Source organism: Pseudobdellovibrionaceae bacterium, assembly GCA_019637875.1.
Taxonomy (GTDB): domain Bacteria; phylum Bdellovibrionota; class Bdellovibrionia; order Bdellovibrionales; family Bdellovibrionaceae; genus JAHBUW01.
In genome coordinates this window covers 183,676-200,061 of record JAHBUW010000004.1, presented here as the reverse complement: position 1 = coordinate 200,061, position 16,386 = coordinate 183,676, and the positions used below count along the sequence as shown (strand labels likewise).

The following is a 16,386-nucleotide window of genomic DNA, read 5'->3' as shown; positions in this document are numbered from 1 at the left end:
TCTTTCTGATTTAGGATTTCTCCGAACCCACGCCTTCACCAAGGCGTGGGTTTTGTTTTTGGGCCTGTGGTTGCCCGATCAGAAAAAGAATCTGCTCGCCCCGAGGTCCGCGCAGATAGCCGGACTCCCAACGATGTCGATCCAAACCTTGCGTGAGCTTCGCGAATTCCGTGGGCGTCGACGTGCGCAGCGTGGAGGCCAAGGCGTCCCAGGTCAAGACCAAGGGAAAAACCGGAATCACGTAGGTCCAAAACAGCCGGCTGAATCGAAAGGGTCGAACCAGCGGCATCATGATCAAACTCAACGGCAAAACAAGAAGGCTTGCGATCACGCCTTGCGCGGTTCGCGGCGTTCCCTCGAAAACGGCGATGGGCGCGCCGTCGCGCTCCGCCGCGGCCAGAACCTCGCGTGCCGACACCAGATCCAGATGGTGAAACGACGAATAGAAAACGCGCACGCCTCGCAAGTCCGGGGGGATCGCGCGCGCGTCCACCGAGCGCGGATCGTAGGTCACGCGCGGATCCGCGGGGCGTATGAAGTCCGTCGGCGGATGGATGTCGGTCAGGCGGATTTCAAGATTTGCGGGAAGCTCCGTCAAGGTTTCGAAGATTCCCCCGCCCGAGCCCGCCCCCAGGACGATGAGCTTCGCGTCGCCCGAGACCTCGAGCAATTCGCGTAAACGCCCGCGCGTGGGAAAGTAAGGATCCGTCCGACGCGAGACCTCGGCCAGAAACTCCGTGATGCCGTGGCGGATGAATTTGGGCATGAACTCCAGATCTCCGAATTCGAAAAGCTGTAAACGCATCACGACCTCCATTGTTCGATGAACCACTCCACCAACTTCAGAAGCTGCGCCCGTCCGGGCCGATTCGGATTCGCGAGGCCCGGCATGGGGAAAAAGCCCATGATCGCGAGCAGGAAGATCTCGGCGTCCCGCTTCACGTCCAGACGACGGAAGAGCTTCGTGCGCACGCCTTCGGTGAGCAGACCCTCGATACTGCGAAACCAGTTTTCGGTGTCTTTCTGAAGGCTCTCGCCACTGGACTTCAGAACCGCCGCGGTGAACTCCACGAGCCCCGGTCCCGAAAGTTTCTCCCACACGTCGAAGCGCTCAAGGACATAGGCCCGCAGCTTTTCGTCGGCGGCCTCAGGCGAGTCGAGGATGTCGCGGACCCGCAGGCGGTGAACCTCGGCAAATTGCAAGGCGGTCTCTTGAACCAGATGATCTTTGTCGCGGTAGTACAGATAGATCCCGCCCGTGGCGAGCCCCGCGATGCGGGCGACCTGTCCCATGCTGGTCTTTTTGGGGCCCGAGTGCAGAAAGCACTCGAGGGCCGCGGCCAAGATGAGCTGACGTTTCTCTTCGGATAGGTGGCGCATGGGGGCCCTCTTCTAAAATGAATATTACTCAATATATATTCATTTTAGAAGAAAAACCGGTCCGGCGTCTCAAAATCGTCGAAACCAAGAGGGGAAAATGAAAAACCCACACCTCGGGGAAGGTGTGGGTTCTGAAGGACGACCTTAAAGAAGGAGTCTTAGGGGCAGAAGTAGCCCGTGCCCTTCATCGAGGAACCCGAAGCGCTGGCGCTTTCGTAATGGACGAAGTTCACGCCTTTACGGGCGGCATCCGTCTTCAGGTTCTCGAGCGCTTTTTCCGAGGACTCACCAATTTTGGAGGTGCTGCCGGTCACGGGACCGATCAGCTTACAATCCTTATCGGGGGTCTCGCGCGAGACTTTGACTTCGATCTTCTCGGGCAAAACCTCGTGGGATTTGCAGCCCGCGATGAACGCGAGCGCGATCAACGGCAAAAGATATTTCATATTTTACTCCTTGCTCGCGTGTTTGCACGTGCGGAGCTTGTCGTCGAAATCCTCTTTTTGCTGTTCGTAGCCGTCTTTGTATCCTTCGAAGCGTTTGATGCGCTCAAGGAAATACTCGTCCGACAGGCTGACCAGGTTTTTGTTCTCGTCCAGCACCATCTTGCCGCCGAATTTATCTTCGTTTTTAGTCAGGATCGCGCGGCTGGGCAGACGCTTCAGCTCCCCGCCTTTGTCGTAACATTCGCGCAGGACCGTGTAGATGCCTTTGCGGCCCAGTTTGTCGTTGCCGTAGATTTCGTATTCAAGCTCGTAGGTTTCGCGTTGCAGATCGCGCAGTTGATCCGCCAGTTTCAGTTTGCGGCTGGCGACGACTTCGCCCGAGTCGTTTTGACCGACGGTCACGTTTTGCCCGACCTCTTCGGCGTTCTTCAGTTTGGTGTTCGTCTCTTCCGCTTTATGGGGGTTTGACGAGCAGCCCGCGAGGACGGCGACCAGGACCAATGACGATACATACTTCAACATGGATACCTCCAGATCGTGCGATCTTGTGCGATAACTGTAACGAATTGTTCCATGACTGAGAACGGCAAAAAGCGAATTCGCGTTTGCCGACGTGACGCTTTCGTTTACGATCGGAAACACCTTCTTCAAGGAGTGTTTTATGGCAAAGCGTCTCGTTGTTTTTTCGCTACTCTCTTTCACGATGATCGTCGCGGGGTGTAAATCGAACCCCCACAAAGCCGAGGTCCTGGAGACCAAAACCGAGCAAGAATCGGTCGTGGCCGGCGCTGAAAAGTTAGGCGTGAACGCCGATGGCGATATGGTCTATCAGCGCAAAGTCATGATGGCCGAAGAGGTTCGCAAGCTGCAAAACGACGTCAACGAAATGGAAGACAAAGTCTACGGCACGCGCAAGTACAACACCAAGGGACTGCACGGCAAATACGCCGAGTGCCTGCGTAAGCTGAAGACCGATCAGAAAGCGGATCTGCCGAAGCTCGACAAGGCCGAGCGCTGGGCCGACAAAAACGAAGACATGAACGTCGGTATCGCCAAAGACGAAAAACAGCTCGCGGGCGTGACTGAAGAAAAGCTGAAAGACCGCATCGCGAAGTTCCAGGAGTACCGCCGCGTTCTGCAAGACCGCGAAGACGAGTATTCAGATAACATTAAGAACTGCGAAGAGCGTCGCAAGACCGCGACCAACTAAGAGCTCAATCCATCATGATACCTGGACCCCGCGACGACCTCGCGGGGTTTTTCGTTTTGGTTTCTTGCGTTTGGCGAAGGCGGCGTTCACGCTGAAGAGATGAAGACGGCTCGCCAACTCATGACACCCGACCCCCGTACCGTCCGGTCCGGGGACCGCTTGCACGAGGTCATGCATTTCTTTTTGACCTACCAAGTTCACTACGCACCGGTGCTGTCGCCGATGGGCGAGCTCTTGGGACTTTTGTCGGACATCTCGGTCGTAAAGGCGTCCTTACGGAAGTACCTGAGCTCCGAGTACGGCCAATCGATCTATGCGCACAAAGATCTTTTCGAACCCGCCATGACCGTTCGGGATTCGGCGAAGCTGGACGAGGTCGTCCGCGTGATGATGAAGGCCTCAAGCCGCCGGGTTCTGGTGATCGACCAGGGCCAACAGGTCGCGGGCATCGTCAGTCCGCGCGACATCATGAAAGTGCTCGCGGGAAAAACCGATCAACTGCAAGAGATGCACACCGAGCTCAAAGATCTGGAATTCAAAACGCGCCAGCTGGAGCTCGAAGTGCAATCGATCCAGCAGCTCATGGGCGTTTACCGCGAGATCTTCGAGGCCTCACCGCTGATCATGCATTCGGTGGATGAACATGGCCTCATCGTCATGGCGAATCGTAAAGCGCACGAAGCGCTCGGGTATTACCAGGGCGAACTCATCGGCAAATCCATCTTCGATCTGTACCCGCATACGGTCCACGAGCTGGCCCGTCAGGGACTGACCACCATCAAAGAGACCGGCGCCCACGAATCGACGATGACCTCCATGGTCCGCAAAGACCAAAGCATGGTGAACGTAGATCTGGTCTCGAGCGCTCTCCGCTCGCCGAAAGGCGTTTTCTTAGGCACCATCACCGCCGCCCGCCCCGTCGAAGAGACCCGCGCGCTTCTGGAGGCCGTCCAAGACCTCATGAGCGGTAAAAACCCCGCTGATGGCACGTGACGCCAAGCAATAACTACTGATTGCCCGAGGGCTTCACGCTAGATCTGTGGGGTCTTCGTCATGATGCAACCGTAGCTCAGCTGGATAGAGTGAAGGTTTCCGAAACCTTAGGTCGCAGGTTCGACTCCTGCCGGTTGCACCAAATTTCCCCTCTCGATTTCAACCACCCGCACCGCATATTTCCAGCTCTTGAGCATCAAGGTAGGCTGACTCCGTTTTGTTTCATGTATTCACCAACAAGGAGACCCACATCATGAAAAAACTGATCCTCATCGCCCCCGCTCTCGCACTGGCCCTCGCCGGTTGCCAAACCACCAAAGATAATCCCAATACCGCGAAGGGCGCGGGCATCGGCGCGGCCGTGGGTGGTGTCGTCGGCGCGGTCGTCGGTCACCAGACCGGGAAGCGCACGGAAGGTGCGATCTTGGGCGCCGCGATCGGTGGCGGCATCGGCGCGCATGCCGGTCAACGTATGGACAAACAAGCGAAGGAACTGGAGAAGATCGCGGAAACCAAACGCACCGAGCAAGGTCTGATCACCAAGCTCAAAAGCGACATCCTGTTCGATACCGGTAAGGCCGATCTGAAACCCCAAGCGAAAAACAACATCAACGAGCTTGCGGCGATCATGAAGAAGTATCCCGAGAATATCCTCACCATCAAAGGCTACACCGACGACACCGGCTCCATGAAAGTGAACCAACCCCTGTCGGAAGCGCGCGCGAAAGCCGTTCAAGACCAACTCGTCGCGGCCGGCGTCCCCGCCCCCACCACGAGCTCGGTCGGTATGGGCCCGCAAAATCCCGTCGACGACGCAAAAACCAAAGACGCCCGCGCCAAAAACCGCCGCGTCGAAATCGAAGTCACCGTGGATGAGTCGAAAATTCCGAAGACGTAGTCTTCGCGGTACTTCCGAATCGGAGATGAAAAAGGCCGGGTCCACCCCGGCCTTTTCTTTTTATCTCTCTAGATCGTCCGGATCGAGCTCCGCCCAGTCGAAGTCGTCACCCGCCTCCGTGAAACCGCGCGCTCCCGCGCCTTCTTCGATGATCTCGACGTCGTCGCCCCCACCCCGGCCGCGGAAGTTCGGCGGAATCCCCGCCGGCGCCTGCGCGTAGGCCTCGGCCAGCCAGTCCGTCAACGGCTCTTCGATCTGGTCCGCGTGTTTCAAATGGAGGACGTGCTGGAACCTCTTGCCGGTCACGTCCACCCTTTTCAAAAGGGAATGCGAGACTCGCTCATCCAACAAGATCGTGAGCTCGACGTAACTTTTCTTCGGCCGCACGAAGGCGTAACAGCGCAGCCGCGCGAACATGATCGCCTTCGCGGACGCATAGATGTACTGCGCCCCCAAACCCGTCATCACCGATTTCAACTTCGAGTAGGTGTCGCGCAGATCTTCGGAGAGCACCGACACGAGCTGACGTTCGGAGCTCTTGGGCCAATAGGAGGTCGGCTTGTCGGCGGAGGGCGCGACGGCTTTGGTTTTGGCGGAACCGGTCTTTCGCTTCGATTTCGGTTTCGGCTTCGGCTTTAGTTTCGGCTTCGCCCGCCCCGTCACTTTTTTAACGACAGTTTTGCGCGCCCCCGTCTTCTTTGCGGCCCGGACTGTCGACTTCGACTTCACCTTCTTTTTCGCCATTCCATGTTTGTTCCATAGTCACGGGCATTTGACCACGCCTTTCACGCCCCTTTCACAGCCGTGAAAGCGTCCAGAAATAAGACATTCCGACCTTCAAAAGTGTGGCGTCCCGGGAATCCCTCGTGCTGGAATGAAGAAAAGAGGATGGCAAAATGAAGTGGTTCGCAATCCCCCTCGCGATGATTCTCGGCGCCCCGGCGCTGAGCCTCGCATGGGAAGTCGACAACGTGACCTGCCGCTATAGCAATCTCCAAGACGTCGGAGCGCAAACCAACGCCGAAACGAATCGTCGCATTCGTCAGGCCTTGGAAAAGGCGAACAACGGCGGCGAGGAGCTTCTGGACGGAATGAACTTCCCGCCGAGCCTCAGCAAAAAAAGAATGGAGTCGCTGCGCCGTCGCAGCAAAGTGAATGCCGGTGGCTCTTCCGGCTCCTCGGGTGGCATGGAAGTTCCCGAAAGCAACGAAACCGAAGAACAAATCATGGCGCGCCGTCGCGCCGAAGCCGAACAGCGCCGTCAGGAAGAGCGCGCCGAACTGAAATACGAAAACACGCCCGAAGGTTGCGATCCGCAAAAAGCGATGAACGCCCTTCGCGGAGCGATCGCCTCGGCCCACATGGACAATATGGAAACGTGGGCGATGGGCGCGAACATCTCGAAGTGCGAAGTGAAACCGAAAGACTCGGTCTACCAAGACTTCACCCTTTTCGAATCTCCCGTCATGCGTGGCTTCGCGGGACTCAACTCCGTGATCCAGATCAACGGCGTGAAGATCGGCGCGGACAAAATGTCGCACTTCATGACCGAAGGTTTCGAATACTACATGAACCAACGCCGCGGTAAAAACCTGCGCGAGGTCATTCAGCAAGGCATCGAGGAAGAGGAAGGCGGTTACGGACTGAAGGCGACGGGAATCAAGTCCTACGCCGACATGACCGCGAACTACCAAGGCTACACCTTCTGGCGCCAAGTCCTGGAAGGGAACGACCCCTACCTGAAATGCGAAAACGGCAAATGGAAAATGGCCCGCGAATTTCGCTGGGAAGACTACGTGATCGCGGGCATGGACGAGTCCGTCAACTGCAACTCCTATAAAACGGACGCCATGCAGAAGAAGGTCGAAACCCGCACTTCCGCTCTCGTCGCCGCGAAAGATCCCGGAAACGCCAACAAGATTTGCCCCATGGATCCCGAGGGCTGCCGGCAGACGCTGGCCGCGATTCGTGAGCCCGCCGCCGCCGCGGTCGTGATCCATCCCGCCTGCCGTCGCGCCGGCGAAAACATGATGAGCGGAACGAACTCCCAGCCTGAGGACGGTGTGAGATGACGAAAATGAATTTGAATTACCGCCGACTGTTGCATCACGCCCTTGTCCCCATGGTGACCTTGGCGACGCTCCTCACGCTGCTGGCGCTGAACGCGCACGCCGCGGACGAAAAAGCCGCGAAAACCTCAACCAAAGTCGCCGCCAAATCGGCCACGAAAGCTCCGCGCCAGATCGCGGCCGAAAATTTGGGCGAGTACGGACAGATCCTTGCGAGCTACCTGGGTTGCGCCCGACCGCTCCGCCAAGAGAGTGACATCGAAGCACTGCGAAGTTGCGTCATCCCGCACCTCGCGGCGGGCGCGGACCGTTCCCGGCAAGATCGTCTGGTCAGCTGGCTGATCCTGAATCCGCAGATCGAAGAGATCCGGCGCTGCGAAGCCCACGACCTGCAGGCGGCGGAGTACTTCTCGGAGAAGACCTTCCACCATCTGTGCTTTCAGTTCAAACTGAACGGCCAAACCCGCGTCGCGGTCGCGTTCTTCAAAGCGAAGACCGCGAAAAACCGCGCGGGACTGTATTCATTCTTTTATTGATTGAAGCGCGCGAAGGACCGCGCGCTCCAAAACACACGCATGACGGATTAGGCGTGACCACAGTACTCAGGGCCCGGGCGAAGGATCGCGCGGGCTCTGCCCTTTTTAGACTTTGAAAATTAAAGGCCCGCGCAGATGCGCTGGTCGAGGGTTTGGATCACTTGATCCAGAAGATCGGCGACACGTTCGCCCTGCCCCTCGCAGAAATCCACGTCCGGAGCCTTCAAACAGCTCGCGCTGCCCACCTGGGTCAGCGTTTGCGAATTCGACCCGTACAGCGCGTAGGGAAGCTGAATCGCCATCGGACAGTAGTCGCCCGCGTTCATGGGATTGAGGCCCGCGCAGACGGCGTCTTGCTGCACGAGGTGCTGCAGCTCATCGCGCTCGGCCGAAGTCAGGCAGAAACGCTGCCCCGCTTTCACCAAACCGTCGGCGCTATCGCGATCGTTCTGGTTCACGAGCACGCCCGTCCGCACATCCAGACGAAGCCCCTTGCGCAGCAAGGTCTCGTTGTCGGAGGCCAGAATGGGATCGTGCGCGACGTAGAAGGTCTTCGACGAAAGCAGCGGACCGTCGACGACTTTGTGCGCGCCTTGCGCGTCCACATCCCCGCCCGCCAAATTCGGCGTTTTGGCGCAGTTCTGGAACATCATGGCGGCGATCGCGACCGCGATCAAAAAGCTAAAACGAATCGGCATGAGGTCGACTCCTGAGCTTTCAGTTTAACGTGAAGTCCCCCGCCCCCCAATCCACGAGCGCGGACCGTCTTAAGGCGAGACGCTATTTCGCGCGCCCGTCTCTTCCCCGAAGAGGGCTTTGTACCGTTTGTGGACGGTCTTGAAGAGATCCCGGTGTTTTCCCATGAGTCCGCCCGGCACGAAGGCCACGCTCGACGCGGGTCCGCGGGACAAGGGACGTAAACCCGAACTCGTATTCACGAACTCCGGATACCCGCCGCCCGCGCCACCTCGGTGCCCTCCACCACCGCCGGCCTGGCTTCCGGCAAGCACCGCCGCATCGGTTCCGGAGGGCGCGGGGACACCGGCGCGCGCGGTCCCCGTAGGCATCGCGCCGCCTTCCGCTCCCGGCATCGCACCGGCGGTTCCGCGCGGCAGGTCGGCCTTCTTGGCGCTGGGCGAACGTTGGCTTCCCTGAAGATCGTCGTTCCGAGTCTGTGAAGGCGTGGGCGCCGCGTCCGTTCCCGAAGGCGTAGAGCTCTCGCCGCTTTCGATTTTCTTCACCTCGCCGATCGTGTTACCGCAGCCTCCCGCCATGGGGTTGGCCTGACAGATACAGATGGGATTGGCGGCATTCGCGGGATCCGTGCAGTTCAAGGTCGGTGTCGTCGTCGTGGTGGTGGTCGTCGTCTCTTCTTTCATGCCGAGCTCTTTCAAACAGACCGCGGCCGTCGCGGCGATCTCGAGAAGCTTCAGCATATCGTTGTTCACGACGGCTCCTTGTTTTTCCGCGACCTGGCAGTTGTTCTGCGCGGCACTCAAGTTCGTCGTATCGGCGGAGGACTTCGTATTGGTGTCGTTCGCCGCCGTCGCGCACGCGGTTTTGCAGGCGGCGGCCGCATTCTGGCAGGGCTGCAGATTCGATTGCAGTTGGTTCGCGTTCGCGCTCGAAAGGGCGGACATCATCTGGCACATCCCGCCTTGCGTCCCCTTCGACGTCAAAGCGGCGACCATGATGCCCAGTTTAATGAAGACCTGAGCCATATTATTCGAACTGTTCTGCGCGTTCTGGCAGGCGGTCTGAGCTTCGGTCGCGCGGGTTTTACAGGTTTCGACGGCTTGGTTTTGCGCGAACGTGATCCGCGCCGTCAGCCCCAAACAGATTACGATGACCAAGGGTCTAACCATGAATTGCCCCCCACAGGCGAAGGACAAAATTGCAACCGTGGGGCCAGCCAGATCCGCGCTACGTGTTCTTGAGACCGCGCGAAACCCCTGGCAAAAGTGAACGAAGAGGGAATTTCGCGGGAAGCTTCATGACCGCGCGAACTTAGCGGCGAAAGTGGCGACGCGACTGCCGTCTAAACCTCAGTCAACGAATTCGCCACGAGCCTTTCACAACTCGGTGAATTCAAAGCCCGCGACTTCACTGACGGGCGGGAGCTTCAACTCGCTCGCCAGTGCGTGCGGCCACTCGACCCGCACCGCGCGCAGCGCGATGCCTTCGATGTTCCAGGGAATGTCGCTTCCGTAAAGCTCGTCGCCCACGATCGGCAGTCCCTGCTTGAACATTTCAAAACGCAGCTGGTGCGGCTTCCCGGTCAAGGGGGTCAGCCACCATTCGCGCAGATTGACGAAACCCGCCGGTGCGCTGATGCCTTCGCGGCGCCATTCGGCGTGGGTGATCGCCTCTTGCCCCTGTTCGCTCTCGTAGCTGCGCTTTTTACCGCGCAGGATTTGGCTACGCCATTCGAACAGCACGCCCTTCGGCTGCTCATTCACCGCGGGTGCGAGCGCCACGTAGGTTTTGTGAACTTCGCGGCGCTCGAAAGCGCCATTGAGTTTTTTGTGCGCGCCCGCGGACAGCGCGAAAGCCATGAGTCCCGAAACCTCAAAATCCAGTCGGTGCACGGGCCACAGACGGCGGCCCAACTGCTCCTCAAGCACGCGCCCCAGGATCGGGCGCGGATCGTCGGCAAAACGGCTCGGGACGCTCAGCATCTCGGCCGGCTTGTCGACCAGAACAACTTCGGAATTTTCAAAGAGTATAGGAATCATGTTTTTTTGCGGTCGATCCCGACCAGGAAAATCTCTTTCGACTGCGAACGCGTACTGTGGGGCTTCACCGCTTCGAACTTCGCGAAATTCTCGACGATGCGTTTTTTCAGAAGCTGGAAGTCGTCGCTGTGAAAGAGTTTACAGATGAAATGTCCGTGGGGCTTCAAGCGCTCGAGCGCGATATCCAGCGCCCACATACACAGTTCCGTCGAACGCGCCTGATCGGTCATGCGGATGCCCGTGGTCTTGGGGGCCATGTCCGACATCACGATGTTGAAGCCGTCCGCAAGTCCCCGCTCTTCCAGGATCGTCTTCCAATCCATCTCGAGCGCATTCCCCTGCAGGAATTCGGAGTTTTTCATGCTCACGGTGACGGGCGAAAGGTCCACGCCCAAAACCACACCGCGATCCCCCACCTTCGCGGAAGCATACTGCGACCAGCTGCCGGGCGAGGCACCCAAGTCCAGAACGCGGTCCCCCGATTTGATCAGGCGGAGTTTTTTGTCGATCTCGTCCAGTTTATAAATCGAGCGCGCGACGAAGTTTTCCTTCTTCGCTTTTTTGAAATAGTGATCTTTGGGGTTAAACGCCATTACGGACCGGACTTCCCGTCGTCCGACGGCGGCGGAGGCGGATCGTCGCCGCGTTGCTGACGCTCATACTCTTTCGCGACTTTGCCGGTGATGCCCACCCATTCGGGAAAAAGCAGCGTGATGATCACGAACACGAGCGTAACCAAAACGAACAGCACGAGCATCGCCCAGAAAATCATGCCTGCTCCTGATTCCGTTTCGCCAAGCGGAAGCTCGACCAGATCGCAAGTCCGATGAACGCGATCCCGATCAGGCCCGTGATGACCTCGGGGATATGGAAGTGGATGCCCAAGAACATGATCGTGGCGAGCGCCCCGACCGCCCAGAAGGCGCCGTGCTCAAGGTAAACGAAGGCGTCGAGCGCCCCCTTCTCGACCATCATGATGGTGAGCGAACGCACGAACAGGGCCCCGATTCCCAAACCGATGGCGATCAGGAACAGGTGATTGGTGATCGCGAAGGCCCCGATGACCCCGTCGAAGCTGAAGGATGCATCCAAAACTTCCAGGTAAAGGAACATGCCCAGCGAGGCTTTGTGCGGATCGATGTTGTCACCCTCGGGCGATTGCAGCATCTCGCCCAGCGCTTCCACGCCGACGAACGTGATGATCCCGGCCACGCCCGCTTGCAAGACCGCGAAGCCTTCCGTCGGCGGCAAGGTCTTCGACAACACCCAAAGGCCCACCAGCACGATGCCGACTTCGATGACGTCGACGCGGCCCCATTTCGCGAGCGGCTCTTCGATCACGCGGATCCAGTGGACCTCTTTGCTGGAGTCGAAGAAGTATTTCAGCGCGACGAGCGCCAGGAACGATCCCCCGTAGGCCGCGACCTCGTGGTGCACGGCCATCATCATGTCCGCGTAACGTTGGGGTTCGAAGGTCGCGATCTTCAGCGCCTCGATCGGGCCGACGGCCGCCGAGATGCACACAATCAAAAGCGGAAACACCAAACGCATCCCGAAGACCGCGATCAGAATCCCCCACGTCAGGAAGCGACGCTGCCAGATGGGCGTCATCTTGCGCAGGACGGTGGCGTTCACGACGGCGTTATCGAAAGAGATCGAAACTTCAAGAAGGGACAAAACGAAGCACAGGAAAACGAACTGCAGCGCATGGCCCACGGTCTGGTGCTCGAGCCAGCCCAGGAAACCCGCCAGGACCAGACCCAGCGCCGAGATGATGAAAGATCCGGTGAAAAACGAAAGGTAAGACTTATGGGCAAGGCTATTCGGTGCCGTGGACATCGGGTTCTCCGTCAAAAAGGACTGACGGAGAACCTAAAATTTCACTTAGAAAGCGTCAATCTGAATCCGCTTTTGACCCTGTTGATTCACGGGCAATTTGTTGATGTCCAGAGCATCCAGGACGATCACCTAGCGCGCCTGGGGCGTGCCGCTGGAACTTTCATTCTCGGGCAGGCTGTCATCGGCGTTCAGCCACACGAACTGCTCTTGGTTGTGAAAAACCAACACGAGGTAGTTGTAGGCCGCGAAGACCCCGCGCTTGGTGACCTGCCGGGGCGGGATCACGACCGAGCTGCCGCTCAGCTGGACGCGGACCTTGGCCTTCACTTCGTTCAGCAGGATCTGTTTGCCTTCGGTGCTGATCAGCGGGGCACGGCCGCGTGCGAAGTAAACGGTCATGTACTTCGTGGGTTGTCCCGCGGTCTGCACGAGCAGGGCCGGCGTGTCCACGCTCCCCGAGAAGATCGCGGGTGCGCGAACAACATCCGCGTGAGCCTGGAGCGTATTTCGACATGGAAGGATCTCCTGCCTTGACTGTAACAATTGGCTGTCGTCAAACAACGGGACCAATGTCCGAAACTTCCTCGATTGATTTTCAGTACCGCGTGCTCTCGATCTGCGAGGACTTCGTCGTCATCGACAAGCCCGAGGGTTATCACGTGCACCCGCCCGAGGACGATCACCAGCGGAAGTTCGTAAGCCCCGAGAAAGTCGTGCTTTCCAACCTTCGCCGACAGCTCGGACTCTATTTGTACCCCGTGCACCGATTGGACGTGGCGACCAGCGGAGTCCTCGTCTTTGCTTTATCTAAAGAGATGGCCCGCGCCTACTCCCGACTCCAAGATCTCGGACGCATTGAGAAGACTTATCATCTCATCTGCCGAGGGTGGACCGAGGATGAGTTCGACGTGGACCTGGAGCTCGAGTTGGACTCAACGAAGGCCAAGGTGCCGTCGCTGACGAAGTTCCGCTCCCTCGCCCGCTTCGAAGTCGAAGCGCTACCGGGTGGAAAGTATCCGCGTTCACGCTACGCACTTCTCGAAGCCCGTCCGGTCACGGGCCGCTGGCACCAGATCCGCCGTCACTTGAACCGCGTCTCGCGTCCGATCATCGGCGACAACGATCACGGCGACTCGCGCCACAATCGCTACTTCCGCGAGAAATTCGGAATCGGCGGTTTGTGTTTACGGGCGATACAATCTCGTCTGAATTTCGAATGCGGTCGGCAAGAGATGTTCGCGGCCGAGCCCACGCCCAAATGGGAAAAGATCTACGACTTCGTTCGCGCCCACGAGGTCCACGCGCCCGATCTTTCCAGCGGCGGCAGCTGCCGCCCGCGCATGGATCTGGAAATGTAAAAGGCCCCTCGCGGGGCCTTTACAGTTCTCAGGATTCGTCGTTACGGACGGGTTTGAATGTTTTCGGGCCCGGTCGGCGTTTCCACCGCGCCGGTCGGCGCCGGAATCGGGGCCGCTTCATTCGTTTTCTGAAGTTCGCGACGGCGCTCTTCCTCGACCTGATCCCACTTCTTCTCGAACTCTTGGATCTGGACGAAGCGGTCCATCTGGTAGTCCTCGAACTGTTTCGTCAGCCAGTAAACGTGGTTGCGACGAAGATAATCACGAACCAGGCAGACCTGTTTGTAACCGGCTTTCCGGTGCGTCTCGCGGCGGATCTTGTACATCTCGTCGTAACCGAGCGACAGGTGGAAGACCGGCGGCTTCTTGTAAACCTCTTGGTAAACTTCCGACGAGAACAGCGCGCGCGAGATGACCCAGAACTTATCCGAGAAAGTCTCCATGGGCGCTTCGGTCACTTGACCGTTCTTTTCGATCTTGCGTGCCTGCGCGATGAGTTTATTCATCTCGGGGCCGAAACTCTTCATCGCCTGGTAAATCGCGCCGAAACCTTGCGAGATCTCTTCGTCGCCGGGCGCTTTGTAGGGCGTCTCGTCGAACTGCGAGCGCCAAACGGTGCCGCGGCAGTACTCGGTGAAGCGATGGTAACTCTTGAACTGCAGCGACTGCATGCAGACGCGCGCGCGGGCCTGATCGAACGAGCGCTGGGGCGTATCGTCGCCCTTGATGCTCATGACCATGCCGGGATTCATGAATCCGCCCTGCACGAAGACGGTGCCGCCCGCCTTCATCAACAGGTTATTCAAGTAGGATTCGAAATCGGGCTGGAACATCTCTTCCATGACTTCCATGTTCGTGGACAGCATGGTCACCGCGGTATCGAGATCCACACGCGCCTGGTTCGGGTTCGTGCCCTGCGCTTCGATCAAGCGGTCGATCAAGTTACGACCGGTCACGACCATCAGGTCGCGAACGTACTGATCCATCCCCTCGCCGCGACGAACGCGGTCCGAGTAGTCGTACATCACCATCGTGTTCAAACGGTTCGCCAGGAAGGTATCCCGCTGCAGGATGATGTTGAATTGAATGTAGGTTTCGGTGAGGATTTGCCCCGCCGTCTCGATGATCTTCTTTTTGCGCAAAGGATCGAGCTGCGCGATCTCCAGTCCCAGATCGCGGCCCGACTTCGTGCCGTTCGGGAAGAACTCACGGGTCAGCTCACGCATCTGCTGGAACGCGCCCAACACCTTCTGCAGACGATCGATGGTGTCGACCAAATCCGGCAGAACGATGTAGTTTTTGGTCGTGTCTTTCGACAGACGCTCGGTCAAGCGGCCGAGGTAACCGTAAACGCTGACGAGGCTTTCCACCGCGCTGATGTTCGGATCGGTCACGGAACGCGAGATCAAGTTGATCGGGTCGACGTTGAAACGCTGACGGAACCAGTTCGAGCCGAGTTCCGACGCCTGGTCCATCACGTTCCACAGGCGTGAACGGATGATCTCCAGCAGTTTATCCGGATCACTCCATTCGCCGCGGAAGGTTCCCCCGTTCTCGATCCAGTCCGCCCAGTTCGCGGAGTGCGTCCGGAATTGGTTGGGCAGAACTTCTGCGGGAACTTCCTCGTAACCCATCAGGTAGAAGGGCAGCTTCTTTTCCGGAATTGCCATCGAGAAGAAGTTCTCTTCCCCCATGCGGCCCAAGAGCTGATTGTCGACGATGTCTTTCAGGAGCGCGAACAGCTGGTTTCGGCGCGCGTTGATGTCGGTCGTGCGCTGGTAGATGACCATCTTCTCGTTGAAGATCGCCTTGATGTTGTTGATCGCGGCCAGGAAGTTCGTCATGGTGGTCAGGGTCGCGTTCTTGAAATCCGCATCCTGCTTCAGCTTGGGCTCGACCCCGAACTGAACCTCTTGCAGCCAGCGCGAGATCGTCGGGATCTCACGGACCATGATGTAGTAGCCGTGCAGGGGGTGATCGGGACGCCCCAGCTGATTCATTTGCTCGCGGGTCAGACCCGTCGGCCCCGTGGCGGTTGCCCGATCCAATTCCGTGCGGTAACCCGCCTTTTGGAAATCGAGCAGCGCGTAGGTATCTTGGACGTTACAATAGACGTTGTTGGTCGATTCCAACAGACAGCTCAGATTCGCCCAGTACTCCATCTGTTTGAGTTTTCCGAGCATGCGACCGAATTTCACGTTCCGCATGTACGTGACCATGGAAGACAAAGTCCGCGCCAGCTCGTGAGTCGAACCGTTTTCGCCCGAAGCGAAAGCCGCAAACATGGTGATCGCCGCCGACACGAGCGCCAGCGATTGGTTCGGACGATTCGAAACGCACTGCTCGTAATTCGGCAGCACTTCGAACACCTTCTGCATCATGGTCATGCCGGTCAAAGAGCTGCGGCGGGTCCGCTCGGCCATGGACTCCCAGGTCATCTGCATATCGTCGACGGGGCTCGAACTCGCTTTGGTTTCGGTCGGTGCCTGGACGCCGATGTTGTTTTTCGCGGCGGCCATTCCCAGGATCTTGTTCACGAGGAGCGAGCGCGCGCTTTCCATCAAGGCGCCGGTCGCACCACCGCTCACGTAGGAATAGATCGCGGCGATTTCGCCGGGCAGATTCATGAAGCGCGTGGAGTTTTGACCTTCGGGCAGATCGTGCTCTTGCATGATCCGTTTCGCGGACTGCATCTGCTGAACGACGGACTCGATGCCTTTACAGTTCGGATCGTTTTGCAATTCGACGAGGACTTCTTGCAGGCGCGACATTTCGCCTAAGGCTTGCGCCGTCCAGTAACCGCGCGAGGCGCAGCTGACTTGGAAGGCATAGGAATTCAGAGGCAGGGTGACCGAAAGAGAGGTCGCGATCAGCGCGCGCGCTCCCCATTTCAAAAATTTGGTCTGTTCGCTCAAACGACAC

19 protein-coding genes and 1 tRNA gene are annotated in these 16,386 nt (G+C 58.4%); 7 read left to right on the top strand and 13 right to left on the bottom strand.

Annotated features, from left to right (window positions below; genetic code table 11):
* Positions 1-10 precede the first annotated feature (10 nt).
* From KF767_07470 to KF767_07455, 4 genes are all read right to left on the bottom strand, one after another.
* On the bottom strand, positions 11-805 hold the full coding sequence (locus KF767_07470) for a hypothetical protein (protein ID MBX3017709.1): 795 nt from the start codon (positions 803-805) through the stop codon (positions 11-13).
* Complete coding sequence (locus KF767_07465) at positions 805-1,380, bottom strand: TetR/AcrR family transcriptional regulator (GenBank protein ID MBX3017708.1); 576 nt, start codon at positions 1,378-1,380, stop codon at positions 805-807. Before KF767_07465 ends, KF767_07470 begins: the two co-directional genes overlap by 1 nt.
* Before the next feature lie 158 nt (positions 1,381-1,538).
* Entirely contained in the window at positions 1,539-1,826 is a 288-nt protein-coding gene (locus KF767_07460; GenBank protein MBX3017707.1) for a hypothetical protein, read from the bottom strand.
* A gap of 3 nt (positions 1,827-1,829) precedes the next feature.
* Complete coding sequence (locus KF767_07455; protein ID MBX3017706.1) at positions 1,830-2,348, bottom strand: hypothetical protein; 519 nt, start codon at positions 2,346-2,348, stop codon at positions 1,830-1,832.
* A gap of 139 nt (positions 2,349-2,487) precedes the next feature.
* Here KF767_07455 and KF767_07450 point away from each other — a divergent pair, with 139 nt between their 5' ends.
* The 4 genes from KF767_07450 to KF767_07435 all read left to right on the top strand — a co-directional run bounded on the left by KF767_07450 (position 2,488) and on the right by KF767_07435 (position 4,927).
* On the top strand, positions 2,488-3,036 hold the full coding sequence (locus KF767_07450) for a hypothetical protein (protein ID MBX3017705.1): 549 nt from the start codon (positions 2,488-2,490) through the stop codon (positions 3,034-3,036).
* 99 nt (positions 3,037-3,135) lie between these two features.
* Positions 3,136-4,029, top strand: coding sequence for a CBS domain-containing protein (locus KF767_07445; GenBank protein ID MBX3017704.1), 894 nt, complete (start codon positions 3,136-3,138; stop codon positions 4,027-4,029).
* A 65-nt stretch (positions 4,030-4,094) separates the two neighbouring features.
* Positions 4,095-4,171 (top strand) — tRNA-Arg (locus tag KF767_07440).
* Between the two features lie 111 nt (positions 4,172-4,282).
* Positions 4,283-4,927 (top strand): OmpA family protein, encoded by a 645-nt coding sequence (locus KF767_07435; GenBank protein MBX3017703.1) that lies wholly within the window; start codon positions 4,283-4,285, stop codon positions 4,925-4,927.
* Between the two features lie 60 nt (positions 4,928-4,987).
* Here the strand turns inward: KF767_07435 and KF767_07430 are convergent, their stop codons facing one another.
* Entirely contained in the window at positions 4,988-5,671 is a 684-nt protein-coding gene (locus KF767_07430; protein ID MBX3017702.1) for a hypothetical protein, read from the bottom strand.
* 152 nt (positions 5,672-5,823) lie between these two features.
* On the opposite strand from KF767_07430, the gene KF767_07425 reads away from it, so the two are divergent.
* Both KF767_07425 and KF767_07420 read left to right on the top strand, forming a co-directional pair.
* On the top strand, positions 5,824-6,999 hold the full coding sequence (locus KF767_07425) for a hypothetical protein (GenBank protein MBX3017701.1): 1,176 nt from the start codon (positions 5,824-5,826) through the stop codon (positions 6,997-6,999).
* Positions 6,996-7,532, top strand: coding sequence for a hypothetical protein (locus KF767_07420; GenBank protein ID MBX3017700.1), 537 nt, complete (start codon positions 6,996-6,998; stop codon positions 7,530-7,532). Before KF767_07425 ends, KF767_07420 begins: the two co-directional genes overlap by 4 nt.
* A 119-nt stretch (positions 7,533-7,651) precedes the next feature.
* Here KF767_07420 and KF767_07415 read toward each other — a convergent pair whose 3' ends face one another.
* The 7 genes from KF767_07415 to KF767_07385 all read right to left on the bottom strand — a co-directional run bounded on the left by KF767_07415 (position 7,652) and on the right by KF767_07385 (position 12,556).
* Complete coding sequence (locus KF767_07415; protein MBX3017699.1) at positions 7,652-8,230, bottom strand: hypothetical protein; 579 nt, start codon at positions 8,228-8,230, stop codon at positions 7,652-7,654.
* Positions 8,231-8,299: 69 nt separating this feature from the next.
* The gene (locus KF767_07410; protein MBX3017698.1) at positions 8,300-9,397 is read right to left on the bottom strand and encodes a hypothetical protein; all 1,098 of its coding nucleotides are present in this window, start codon (positions 9,395-9,397) and stop codon (positions 8,300-8,302) included.
* A gap of 207 nt (positions 9,398-9,604) precedes the next feature.
* Positions 9,605-10,267 (bottom strand): RNA pseudouridine synthase, encoded by a 663-nt coding sequence (locus tag KF767_07405; protein ID MBX3017697.1) that lies wholly within the window; start codon positions 10,265-10,267, stop codon positions 9,605-9,607.
* Positions 10,264-10,860: an RlmE family RNA methyltransferase gene (locus tag KF767_07400; GenBank protein MBX3017696.1), complete on the bottom strand. Its 597-nt coding sequence runs from the start codon at positions 10,858-10,860 to the stop codon at positions 10,264-10,266. Before KF767_07400 ends, KF767_07405 begins: the two co-directional genes overlap by 4 nt.
* The gene (locus KF767_07395) at positions 10,860-11,039 is read right to left on the bottom strand and encodes a hypothetical protein (GenBank protein MBX3017695.1); all 180 of its coding nucleotides are present in this window, start codon (positions 11,037-11,039) and stop codon (positions 10,860-10,862) included. Before KF767_07395 ends, KF767_07400 begins: the two co-directional genes overlap by 1 nt.
* Positions 11,036-12,106, bottom strand: coding sequence for a DUF475 domain-containing protein (locus KF767_07390; protein MBX3017694.1), 1,071 nt, complete (start codon positions 12,104-12,106; stop codon positions 11,036-11,038). The genes KF767_07395 and KF767_07390 overlap by 4 nt, the downstream gene beginning before the upstream one ends.
* 129 nt (positions 12,107-12,235) lie before the next feature.
* Entirely contained in the window at positions 12,236-12,556 is a 321-nt protein-coding gene (locus KF767_07385; GenBank protein MBX3017693.1) for a hypothetical protein, read from the bottom strand.
* A 119-nt stretch (positions 12,557-12,675) separates the two neighbouring features.
* Here KF767_07385 and KF767_07380 point away from each other — a divergent pair, with 119 nt between their 5' ends.
* On the top strand, positions 12,676-13,464 hold the full coding sequence (locus KF767_07380) for a tRNA pseudouridine(65) synthase TruC (GenBank protein MBX3017692.1): 789 nt from the start codon (positions 12,676-12,678) through the stop codon (positions 13,462-13,464).
* Positions 13,465-13,505: 41 nt separating this feature from the next.
* On the opposite strand, the gene KF767_07375 is transcribed toward KF767_07380, so the two are convergent.
* Positions 13,506-16,379, bottom strand: coding sequence for a hypothetical protein (locus KF767_07375; protein MBX3017691.1), 2,874 nt, complete (start codon positions 16,377-16,379; stop codon positions 13,506-13,508).
* Positions 16,380-16,386: the final 7 nt, after the last annotated feature.

Excerpts from the sequence above, each read along its gene's own strand:
- KF767_07470 (MBX3017709.1), bottom strand. The coding sequence starts at position 805 with ATGCGTTTACAGCTTTTCGAATTCGGAGATCTGGAGTTCATGCCCAAA.
- KF767_07465 (MBX3017708.1), bottom strand. The coding sequence starts at position 1,380 with ATGCGCCACCTATCCGAAGAGAAACGTCAGCTCATCTTGGCCGCGGCC.
- KF767_07460 (MBX3017707.1), bottom strand. The coding sequence starts at position 1,826 with ATGAAATATCTTTTGCCGTTGATCGCGCTCGCGTTCATCGCGGGCTGC.
- KF767_07455 (MBX3017706.1), bottom strand. The coding sequence starts at position 2,348 with ATGTTGAAGTATGTATCGTCATTGGTCCTGGTCGCCGTCCTCGCGGGC.
- KF767_07450 (MBX3017705.1), top strand. The coding sequence starts at position 2,488 with ATGGCAAAGCGTCTCGTTGTTTTTTCGCTACTCTCTTTCACGATGATC.
- KF767_07445 (MBX3017704.1), top strand. The coding sequence starts at position 3,136 with ATGAAGACGGCTCGCCAACTCATGACACCCGACCCCCGTACCGTCCGG.
- KF767_07435 (MBX3017703.1), top strand. The coding sequence starts at position 4,283 with ATGAAAAAACTGATCCTCATCGCCCCCGCTCTCGCACTGGCCCTCGCC.
- KF767_07430 (MBX3017702.1), bottom strand. The coding sequence starts at position 5,671 with ATGGCGAAAAAGAAGGTGAAGTCGAAGTCGACAGTCCGGGCCGCAAAG.
- KF767_07425 (MBX3017701.1), top strand. The coding sequence starts at position 5,824 with ATGAAGTGGTTCGCAATCCCCCTCGCGATGATTCTCGGCGCCCCGGCG.
- KF767_07420 (MBX3017700.1), top strand. The coding sequence starts at position 6,996 with ATGACGAAAATGAATTTGAATTACCGCCGACTGTTGCATCACGCCCTT.
- KF767_07415 (MBX3017699.1), bottom strand. The coding sequence starts at position 8,230 with ATGCCGATTCGTTTTAGCTTTTTGATCGCGGTCGCGATCGCCGCCATG.
- KF767_07410 (MBX3017698.1), bottom strand. The coding sequence starts at position 9,397 with ATGGTTAGACCCTTGGTCATCGTAATCTGTTTGGGGCTGACGGCGCGG.
- KF767_07405 (MBX3017697.1), bottom strand. The coding sequence starts at position 10,267 with ATGATTCCTATACTCTTTGAAAATTCCGAAGTTGTTCTGGTCGACAAG.
- KF767_07400 (MBX3017696.1), bottom strand. The coding sequence starts at position 10,860 with ATGGCGTTTAACCCCAAAGATCACTATTTCAAAAAAGCGAAGAAGGAA.
- KF767_07395 (MBX3017695.1), bottom strand. The coding sequence starts at position 11,039 with ATGATTTTCTGGGCGATGCTCGTGCTGTTCGTTTTGGTTACGCTCGTG.
- KF767_07390 (MBX3017694.1), bottom strand. The coding sequence starts at position 12,106 with ATGTCCACGGCACCGAATAGCCTTGCCCATAAGTCTTACCTTTCGTTT.
- KF767_07380 (MBX3017692.1), top strand. The coding sequence starts at position 12,676 with ATGTCCGAAACTTCCTCGATTGATTTTCAGTACCGCGTGCTCTCGATC.